The 10842-nt window shown below is 75.8% G+C and carries 2 protein-coding genes; both read left to right on the top strand.

From position 1 onward, the window contains the following. Window positions 1–168 precede the first annotated feature (168 nt). Window positions 169–6105 carry an SDR family NAD(P)-dependent oxidoreductase gene (locus AB0L75_RS11725; protein ID WP_365178887.1) on the top strand — a complete coding sequence of 1979 codons (5937 nt, stop codon included), beginning with the start codon at window positions 169–171 and terminating at the stop codon, window positions 6103–6105. 1 nt (window position 6106) lies between these two features. After that, window positions 6107–10768, top strand: coding sequence for a beta-ketoacyl synthase N-terminal-like domain-containing protein (locus tag AB0L75_RS11720; RefSeq protein ID WP_365178884.1), 4662 nt, complete (start codon window positions 6107–6109; stop codon window positions 10766–10768). Window positions 10769–10842 lie beyond the last annotated feature (74 nt).

The following is a 10842-nucleotide window of genomic DNA, read 5'->3' as shown; positions in this document are numbered from 1 at the left end:
CCCAAATGCAGACGAAACACATCTCACGTATGACGGTGATCCTGCAGCCGTGATTTCGGCACTAGAAACCACGGCGGCGTCGCCGACCGTGCTCCCGTATCCGCTCTGCGCCCCGGGTCGGCCATGAGCCGGGCGCTCGGGACCCGGATCCCCGTGGCGCAGGGGCCCATGACCCGGGTCAGTGACCAGGCTGGATTCGCCTCCGCCGTCGCCGGGGACGGGGCGTTGCCGTTCCTCGCGCTGGCCCTCGCCGACGGTGAGCGGACCCGGGCGTTGCTCACCGAGGCGCGGGCCGTGCTGGACGGGCGGCCCTGGGGTGTCGGGGTGCTCGGCTTCGCGCCCGAGGACATCAGGAACGCCCAGCTGGACGCCGTACGGGAGCTGAAGCCGACGCACGCGATCGTCGCGGGCGGACGGCCCGCGCAGGCCGAGACGCTGGAGCGGGCGGGGATCCGCACCTTCCTGCACGTGCCCTCACCGGGGCTGCTGAGGCAGTTCCTGGACGCGGGGGTGCGCAGGTTCGTGTTCGAGGGCTCCGAGTGCGGCGGGCACGTGGGGCCGCGCGCCTCCTTCCCGCTGTGGGAGGCCCAACTCGCCGTACTGGAGGACTTCCTTGCCGATGCCGCGGACGCGACGGCCGCGCGGCTGGAGGTGTTCTTCGCCGGTGGCGTGCACGACGAGCGGTCGGCGGCGATGGTCGCGGCCCTGGCCGCGCCGCTCACCGCCCGGGGCGCCGCCGTCGGTGTACTCATGGGCACCGCCTACCTGTTCACCGAGGAGGCCGTCGCGCACGGCGCCGTCCGGCCGCTGTTCCAGAAGCAGGTGCTCGCCGCCACCGCGACCGCCCTGCTGGAGACCGCCCCCGGCCACGCCACCCGCTGCGTCCCGAGCCCCTTCACCGCCGACTACCGCGCCCGGGAGGCCGCGCTGCGCGAGCAGGGCCTGCCCGGCCGCGACATCTGGGAGAGCCTGGAACGGCTCAACGTCGGCCGGCTGCGCATCGCCAGCAAAGGCGTCGAGCGCGGCGCCGACGGAGCGTTGCGGGAGGTCGGCGAGGAACAGCAGCTCGCCGACGGGATGTTCATGGCCGGCGAGGTCGCCGTCCTGCGTTCGGCGACCACCACCCTGGCGGACCTGCACCACTCGGTGACCGACGGGGCCGCCGACTTCCTGACGCGGCGGCGGGCCGCGCGCCCGGGCCCGGCCGTCCCCGCCGAACCGGCGCCGCCCGCGCCGCTCGACATCGCGATCGTCGGCATGGCCTGCATGTTCCCGCAGGCCCCCGACCTCGCCGCCTTCTGGGCGACCGTCGTCTGCGGACGCGATGCCATCACCGAGGTGCCGCCCGAGCGCTGGGACCCGGCCGTGCACCACGCCGCCGGCAGCACCGCGTCCAAGTGGGGCGGCTTCCTGCCCCGCATCCCCTTCGACCCGTTGCGCTACGGCATCCCGCCCGCCTCCCTCGGCAGCATCGAACCCGTCCAGCTGCTGTCCTTGGAGGCGGCCGGCCGGGCGCTGGAGGACGCCGGATACGGCGTACACGGGCGGGAGTTCGACCGCTCGCGGACCTCCGTCGTCTTCGGCGCCGAGGCGGGCAGCGACCTGTCCAACGCGCTCACCCTGCGCGCCGTCCTCCCCGCGTACTACGGCAGGGTTCCCGACGGCATCGAGGAACAGCTGCCCCGGCTGACCGAGGACTCCTTCCCCGGCATGCTCGCCAACGTCATCTCCGGCCGGATCGCCAACCGGCTCGACCTCGGCGGCGCCAACTTCACCGTGGACGCCGCCTGCGCGTCCTCCCTCGCCGCCCTCGACGTGGCCTGCAAGGAACTCGTCTCCGGCACCAGCGACCTCGTGCTGTGCGGCGGCGCCGACCTGCACAACGGCATCAACGACTTCGTCCTGTTCTCCTCCGTGCACGCGCTCTCCCCGACCGGACGCTCCCGCGCCTTCGACGCCGGCGCCGACGGCATCGCCCTCGGCGAGGGCGTGGCCTGCGTGGTCCTCAAACGGCTCGCGGACGCCGAACGGGACGGCGACCGGATCTACGGCGTGGTCAAGGGCCTCGGCTCCGCGAGCGACGGCCGCTCCCTCGGCCTGACCGCACCCCGCCCCGAAGGCCAGCGGGCGGCACTGGAGCGCGCGTACCGCAACGCCGGTGTCTCGCCCGCGGACGTCGGACTCGTCGAGGCGCACGGCACCGGGACCGTCGTCGGCGACCGCACCGAACTCACCGTACTCGGCGAGGTGTTCGGCGAGGCGGGTGCCGCCACGGGCGGCTGCGCGCTCGGCTCGGTCAAGTCGCAGATCGGCCACACCAAGTGCGCCGCCGGACTCGCCGGACTGATCAAGACCGCCCTCGCCCTGTACACCGGCGTCACCCCGCCCACCCTGCACCTGGAGCGGCCCAACCCGGCCTGGGAGCAGGACGACAGCCCGTTCGTCTTCCACACCCGGGCCCGGCCCTGGACCGCACCGGCCGCCGAACGCCTCGCCGGCGTCAGCGCGTTCGGCTTCGGCGGCACCAACTTCCATGCGGTACTGGCCGCTCACGCCGACGCCGTACCGCCCCGGCAGTCCCTGGACGCCTGGCCCGCCGAGCTGTTCCTCTTCCGGGGCCGGGACACGGCGGCCGCTCACCGGCAGGCCGAGGAGATCCTCCGGGCCGCCGAGACCGACGGCCGCCCCTGGCGCCTGCGCGACCTCGCCCTCGCCGCGGCCCTCCGCGCCGACATCTCCCACGAACCCGTACGGGCCGCGGTCGTCGCCCGCGACACCGGGGAACTCACCGAGCAGCTACGACGGCTCCTCGCCGGGGAGCACGACCCGGCCGCCGCCATCCATACCGCGGACCCCGTGGCGGGCGGCATCGCCTTCCTCTTCCCCGGCCAGGGCAGCCAGCGCCCCGGCATGCTCGCCGACCTCCTGGTCCACCTCCCCGAACTGCGGCACTACCTGGACCTCGGCCGCACCCACGCCGACGCCCTCCATCCGCCGGCCGCCTTCGACGACACCGCCCGGGAGCGCCGCGCGGCAGCCCTCACCGACACCCGGATCGCACAGCCCGCCCTCGGCATCACGGGCCTCGCCGCCCATGCCTTCCTCACCGCGGCCGGGATCCAGCCCGACCAGGCCGCCGGGCACAGCTACGGCGAGCTGGCCGCCCTCGCCGCGGCCGGCGCCCTCGACCCCGAGACACTGCTGGAGCTGAGCGCCGAGCGGGCCGGCGCGATCCTGGCGGCGGCGGGCGACGAACCGGGCACCATGGCCGCCGTCGGCGCCGACGCCGCGACCGTCGTACGCACCCTCGGCACCGCCGGAGCCCCCGGCTCGGTCGTCGCCGCCAACCTCAACTCGCCCGACCAGACCGTGATTTCAGGACCGGCGGCGGACGTCGAGACGGCCGTACGGCTGCTGCGGGCCGCAGGTCTTGGGGCCCGTCGCATCCCGGTGGCCTGCGCCTTCCACAGCCCGCTCGTGGCCGCGGCGGGGGAGCGGTTCGCCAAGGTGCTCGCGGACAAGACGGTACGGGCGCCCGAGTTCCCCGTCTGGGCCAACCGCACCGCCGCGCCCTATCCGCTCGACCCCGACGAGGTACGCGCCGAACTCGCGGCCCAGATCGGCGCCCCGGTCGCGTTCGCCGCCCAGATCGAGGCGATGTACGAGGCCGGTGCGCGCGTCTTCGTCGAGGCGGGCCCCGGCACGGTCCTCACCCGGCTGGTCGGACGGATCCTCGGCGACCGCCCGCACCGCACGGTCGCCTGTGAACCGGCCGCCGACAGCGGACTGCGCGGCTGGCTCGACGCCCTCGCCAGGCTCGCCGTCGCCGGGCAGCCGGTGCGCACCGCCTGGCTGCTGCGGGGCCGCGACGCCGTCGACGCGCTGCGCACCCCGGCACCCGCGCGGCCCGGCTGGACGGTCGACGGACATCTCGTGCGCACCGCCGACGGAGCACTCCTGCCCGGTGCCCTCGCACCGGCCCGACGCGTCATGGAGACGACCGTGCCCACCGACCAGCCGTACGGCGCCCCGGCCGACCGGGACGCGCTCATCTCCGAATTCCTGCGCACCAGCCGGGAGATGATCGCCGCCCAGCGCGATGTCCTGCTCACCTACTTCGGCGCCACCGTGCCACCGGCTCCGGTCGCGCCTGTGCCGCCACCACCGGAACTCCCCGCCGCCGAGCTTCAGTTGGCCGGTCCAGGCGGCACAGAGCCGGTGGACGAGGAGCCGGCGGACGACGTGGCGCGGGTCGTCCTGGAGATCATCAGCGAGCGCACCGGCTACCCCGTCGACATGATCGAGCCCGATCTGGACCTGGAGGCGGACCTCAGCATCGACTCGATCAAGCGGGCCGAGATCGCGGGCGAACTCGCCCAGCGCCTGGGTGTCGCGGGCGGCGCCCATGTCCTCGACGACGCCGAGCTGGAGGAGCTGGCCAAGGCGCGCACGGCGGCGGCGGTGACGGACTGGCTGACAGCACGGCTCGGCGCGCCCGCCGGTGCCGAGGACGGGGGCGGAGAGGCCGAGGCGTCTTACACCGAGGACGGTGACGGTGACGGGGGAGGGTGGGGCGCGCAGGGGCCAGAGCCGTCGTCCGCGCCCGCCCTCGGCGTGCCGCCCCGGCGGTGTGAGCTGCGGCCCGTGCCCCTCCCCGAGCCGGAGCCCGCCCCGGCCGCCGGGCGCGACCGTGCCCCCGTCCTGGCCGGCCGGCGCTTCGCCCTCCTGGGGGACGCGGAAGGTGTGGCGGCCGAGGTCGCGGCGCGGCTCACGGCGAACGGTGCCGACACCGTGATCCTCGGCCGGAGCCACCTCCTCACCGGGTCCGACGGCCCGGTGGACGGCGTCGTGTACCTCGGCGCGCTGCCCGGCCCGGACCTCCCCGTGCTGCCGGACGCTTTCCCGGTGCTCCGGGCGGCGCTCGCGCGCGGCCCGCGCACGCTGCTCGCCGTCCGGGCCGCCGATCCCGCGGGCGCACTGCGTGCGGCCGGACTGGACGGGCTGTTCCGCAGCGTCGGCCGCGAGTACCCGGACCTATCGGCCCGGGTCGTCGCCGTGGCGGACGCCAGCCCGGCGGCCGTCGCCGACGCCGTACTCGCCGAACTGCGCGCTCCCGGAGCGGACCCCGTGGTCCTGCGCACGGCGGCCGGGGCCCGGCAAGGGCTTGCGCTGCGGCCCGCGCCCCTCGGCCCGCTCGCCGCCACCGGCGCCGGACCCGCCGGGCCCGGCGCCGCCGAAGCGGCCGCGCTCGGCCTCGACCGGGACTCCGTCGTGCTGCTGGTCGGCGGCGCCCGGGGCATCACCGCGAGGTTCGCCGCCACGCTGGCCGCCGCCTGCCGGTGCCGTATCGAACTGCTCGGCCGCACCCCCGCGCCCACCGCCCCCGAGGACCCGCACACCGTCGCCGCCCGCACCCCCGTGGAACTGCGCGCGGCGCTCGCCGCCGGGCCCGGCGCGCCGAAGCCCGCCGAGATCAACCGGGCCGCCGAACTGATCCTCGCCCAGCGGGAGATCGCCGCGACCCTCGCGGAACTCGGCGCACTCGGCAGCGAGGCGCGCTACCGCTCGGTGGACTTCCGGCAGCGGGACGCCGTCCTGCAGGCGGTCAAGGAGATCCACGCCGAACACGGCCGGCTCGACGGAGTCGTCTTCGCCGCCGGGGTGATCGACGACCGGCTGATCGCGGACAAGACCCCCGAGTCCTTCCAGCGGGTCTACGGCACGAAGACGGCCGGGGCCGCCGCGCTGTTCGCCGCCCTGGACGACCTGCCCGGCACGCCCGCGTTCACCGTGCTGTTCGGCAGCATCGCCGCCGTCCTCGGCAACCGCGGCCAGGCCGACTACGCCGCTGCCAACGACGCCCTCGAAACACTCGGCGCCGACTGGGCCGCCCGCACGGGCGCCCGCGCGCTGACCGTCCACTGGGGCCCCTGGGCGCCGTCCGGCGCACACAGCGGCATGGTCGGCGCGGAACTCGGCCGCGCGTACGCCCGGCGCGGCATCGAGCTGATCGACCCGGACGAGGGCACCGCGGCCCTGCTCCGCGAACTCGCCTGGGGCGAGCCGTCGGCCCGGGCCGTCGTCTACACCGCGTCGGGCTGGTGACATGGCAGAACGTCAAACTCCGGTCGCCATCGTCGGGATGGCGGTGCTGCTGCCCGGCGCCCCCGGCCTCGACGCCTACTGGCGCAACCTGCGCGACGGCGTCGACGCGATCCGCGAGGTCCCCACGGACCGCTGGGACGCCGACTACTACCGGCCCGGTACGGCCGCCGGGCCCGCCGCCCCCGACCAGGTGTACTGCCGGCGCGGCGGATTCGTGGACGGCCTGGCCGAGGTGGACGTCACCCGGTACGGCATCATGCCCGCCTCGGTGCCCGGCACCGAGCCCGACCAACTGATCGCCCTCGACGTGGCCGCCGCCGCCCTCGCCGACGCGGGCGGCGAGGAACGGCTGCCCGAACGCCACCGGATCGGCGTCGCCCTCGGTCGCGGCGGCTACCTCACCCCGGGCCTGGTCCGGCTGGACCAGCGGGTGCGCACGGCCGGACAACTCACCCGGACCCTGGGCGAGTTGTTGCCCGACCTCTCCACCGCCCAGCTCGCCCGGATCCGCTCGGCGTTCACCGAACGGCTCGGCCCCGACAGCCCGGAGTCCGCGATCGGCCTGGTCCCGAGCCTCGCCGCCTCCCGTATCGCCAACCGGCTCGATCTGCGCGGCCCCGCCTACACCGTGGACGCGGCCTGCGCCTCCTCCCTGGTCGCCGTGGACCAGGCGGTCACCGAACTCACCACCGGCCGCTGCGACGTGATGCTCGCCGGCGGAGTGCACCACTGCCACGACATCACCCTCTGGAGCGTCTTCGCCCAACTGCGCGCCCTGTCCCCGACCGAGCGCATCCGCCCCTTCCACCGCGACGCCGACGGCATCCTCATCGGCGAGGGCACGGGCGTCGTCGTACTGAAGCGGCTCGCGGACGCCGAACGCGACGGCGACCGCGTCTACGCGGTGATCCGGGGCACGGGCGTGGCCAGCGACGGCCGTACGGCGGGGCTGGTCGCGCCGGACCCGGGCGGGCAGGCCAGAGCCGTGCGCCAGGCCTGGCGGGCCGCCGGACTCGACCCCGCCGCGCCGGACTGTCTCGGCCTGCTGGAGGCGCACGGCACCGCCACCCCGGCCGGTGACTCCGCCGAACTCGCCACCCTGGCCGAGGTGTTCGGGCCCGCGACGGGTGACGGCTGCCGCCCGGTGCTCGGCTCGGTGAAGTCGATGATCGGCCACACCATGCCGGCCGCCGGGGTCGCCGGCCTGGTCAAGGCCGCCCTCGCCCTCCACCACGGCACCCTCCTGCCCACCCTCCACTGCGACACCCCGCACCCCGCGCTCGCCGCCACCCGCTTCCGCACGCTGGACCGGGCGCGCCCCTGGGAGACCGATGCCCGGCAGCCGGTCCGCCGCGCCGCCGTGAACGCCTTCGGCTTCGGCGGGATCAACGCCCATGTGGTGCTGGAGGAGGCACCGGGCGCCCGTACGCTCCCACCCGCGCGCTCCGCGCCCGCCCCCCTCCAGGTCACCGAACCCGAGCGGATCCTGCTGCTCGCCGCCGACGGCGTCGCGGACCTCGCGGATCTTCTCGGCGCCGACGACTCGGCCGTGCTCGCCGCCGGGCTCGACCCGGCCCGGCCGCACCCCGGCGCCGGTCCGGTCCGGCTCGGCATCGCGGACCCGACCGCCAGGCGGCTCGCCCTGGCACGCCGCGCGGTCGCCAAGGGCCGCGCCTGGCAGGGCCGCAGCGACGTCTGGTTCCGGCCGGGCCCGCTGCTCGGCCCGGCCGCCCGCGGCAGGCTGGCGTTCGTCTTCCCCGGCCTGGAAGGCGACTTCACCCCGCGCACCGACGACATCGCCGCCCACTTCGGCCTCACCCCGCTGCCCGGCACGGACGTCCGGGTCGGCGACGTCGCACGGCACGGCTTCGGCGTCGTCGGCGTGGGCCGCCTGCTGGACCGGGCTCTGCGCCGCATGGGAGTCGTACCGGACGCCGTCGCCGGGCACAGCGTCGGCGAGTGGACGGCCATGGCGGCGGCCGGAGTGTACGCGCCGGACCAAGTGGACGCGTTCATGGCCGAGTTCGACCCGGACGCGGTCACCGTCCCCGGTCTCGCCTTCGCCGCCCTCGGCACCTCCGCCGCACAGGTCCGCACCGCGCTCGCCGAGTCCTGGGCGGACTCCGGGATCGTGCTGTCCCACGACAACGCGCCGCGCCAGTCCATGGTCTGCGGACCCGGCACGGCGGTCGAGGAGTTCGTACGGTCCCTACGCGCGCAAGGGGTGATCTGCCAGCTGCTCCCCTTCCGGTCCGGCTTCCACACGCCGATGCTGGAGCCGTACCTCGCGCCCATCAAGGAGGCCGCCGACCGCTTCCGGCTCCACCCGGCGACCGTACCGGTGTGGTCGGGAACGACCGCGCGGCTCTTCCCGCAGGCCGAGTCGGCGGTGCGCGAGCTGTTCGTACGGCACCTGCTGGAACCCGTGCGCTTCCGCGAGCTGACCGAGGCCCTCCACGCCGCCGGGCACCGCGTCTTCGTCCAGGCGGGGCCCGGCCGGCTCACCTCGCTGATCGGCGACACCCTCGGCGACCGCGACCACCTGGCCGTCGCCGCCAACGCGCCCGAACGCAGCGGTATGTCCCAACTGCGCAGGGTCGCCACGGCGTTGTGGGTGGCGGGCGCGTCCACAGCCCCCGCGGTGCCACCCGCTGCCGCAGCACCCGCGCAGGCCCGCCACCACCGGCACCGACCTCCCGTGCGGCTCGACCTCGGCGGCGCCCTGGTCTCCCTGGACGGCCCGGTCCTCGACGCACTCCGCACGGAACTGTTCCCGGACCCATGTGCGATGCCGCCGGCGGCCCCGTACCCACCGGGATCGCCCGCCGCGCCGCCCGCGCTCCCGCGCCCCCAGGCGTCGCCCGCCGCGCCCTACGCGTCCTCACGCCGCCCGGAGGAGCCTGGCCTGGCCGAACTGGACGGCCTCGCCGCGCGCTTCCCGGTCGCCGCCGAGCTGACCGCCCTGATGCGGGACACCGCCGGCACGGCAGCACAGCTGCTCACCGCGGCCCGCCGCACCCAGGTCACGGCCGGGCCCCCCTCTGCCGGTCCCTCCAGCGCCGTATCCCTCGCTACCCCGACCACCACCACCGTCCACGTCTCCCCGCACACCATGCCCCACCTCCTGGACCACTGCTTCTTCCCGCAACGGCCCGGATGGCCGGACCTCGACGACCGCTGGCCGGTGGTTCCCGCCACCACGATCGTCCGGCACCTGATGGACGCGGCGGAGGCGGCGGCCCCCGGTCTGCGGGCGGTGGCCGTGCACGAGGCCCGCTTCGACCGCTGGCTCACCGCCACGCCACCGGTCGACGTACCCGTCACCGTGACCCCGGACCCCGGCCGCCCGACCCGCGTCACCGTCGCCTTCGGACCCACCGCCCGCGCCACCGTCGAACTCGCCCCGCACCACCCCGCACCGCCCCCGCCCGTCCCGCTCCCCGACGCGCCCGAGCGCCGCCCCGAGCACACCGCCGCCCAGATCTACCAGGCGCGCTGGATGTTCCACGGCCCCGGGTTCCAGGGCCTGACCGACCTCACCGCGATCGGCGAGCGGCACATCCGGGGTGTGATCACCGCGCCCGCCGCGCCCGGTGCCCTGCTGGACAACGTGGGCCAGCTCCTCGGCTACTGGATCATGGCGACCCGCAGCGAACGGACCGTCGTCTTCCCGGTGCGCATGCGGCACCTGCGGTTCCACGGACCGCACCCGGCTCCCGGCACCGAGGTGAGCTGCGTGCTGCGGATCACCTCCCTCACGGACACCGTCCTGGAAGCCGATGCGCAGCTCGCCGTCGGCGGCCGGGTATGGGCCGTGATCGGCGGCTGGCAGGACCGCCGCTTCGACAACGACCCGACCACCCGGCCCGTGGAACGCTTCCCCGAGCGCCACACCCTGTCCGAGGCCATGCCCGGCGGCTGGGCGCTGGTGCACGAACGCTGGCCGGACCTCGCCTCGCGCGAGCTGATCATGCGCAACACGCTCGGCGGCGCCGAACGGGCCGAGTACGCCGCACGCCCGCCGCGCGGCCGCCGCCAGTGGCTGCTCGGCCGGATCGCGGTCAAGGACGCCGTACGGCAGTGGCTGTGGCAACACGGCGAAGGGCCCGTCTTCCCGGCCGAACTCAGCGTGAAGAATGACGAGTTGGGGCGCCCCTTCGTCACCGGTGTGCACGGCCGCGCGCTGCCCGCGCTGGACGTCTCGCTCGCCCACCGCGCCGAGGCGGGCGTGGCCATCGTCCGGCCGCACACTTCGCATCCCGGCCCGGGCATCGACATCGAAGAGGTCACCGCGCGCGATCCGGCCACGCTGACCACCGCGCTCGGCCCGGCCGAACTGCGCCTGATGCGGGCCCGGTCGGCGGACGGCGCCGGCGCGGAGGCCGAGTGGTTCACCCGGTTCTGGGCCGCCAAGGAGGCCGTGGCCAAGGCCGAGGGCGTCGGATTCCGCGGCAGACCAAGGGACTTCGCGGTGCTGGAGACCGACCCGGACGGCAGCCGGCTGCTGGTCTCGGGCCGCCTGGAACGCATCTACACCGTGCACTGCGCGTCGGTGGCCGCTCCGCCGGCCCTGCCGGGGCGCGCCTATGTGGTGGCCTGGACGACCGGGCCCGGAGCCGACGACGGACAACCCCACGAAGCAGCCGAGGAGCACTCCCGATGAACCCGACCCACCCGGCCCCGACGAACCCCGCCCAGCCGGCCCCGGCCCGGCCCACCGCCGACACCGTGCTCGCC

The organism is Streptomyces sp. NPDC052101, assembly GCF_040680235.1.
Lineage (GTDB): Bacteria > Actinomycetota > Actinomycetes > Streptomycetales > Streptomycetaceae > Streptomyces.
Note: the sequence above shows the minus strand (reverse complement) of the source record. Positions and strands in the feature narration are given on the sequence as shown.

Coding starts and splice junctions, on each gene's coding strand:
- AB0L75_RS11725 (WP_365178887.1), top strand. CDS start 169: ATGACCCGGGTCAGTGACCAGGCTGGATTCGCCTCCGCCGTCGCCGGG.
- AB0L75_RS11720 (WP_365178884.1), top strand. CDS start 6,107: ATGGCAGAACGTCAAACTCCGGTCGCCATCGTCGGGATGGCGGTGCTG.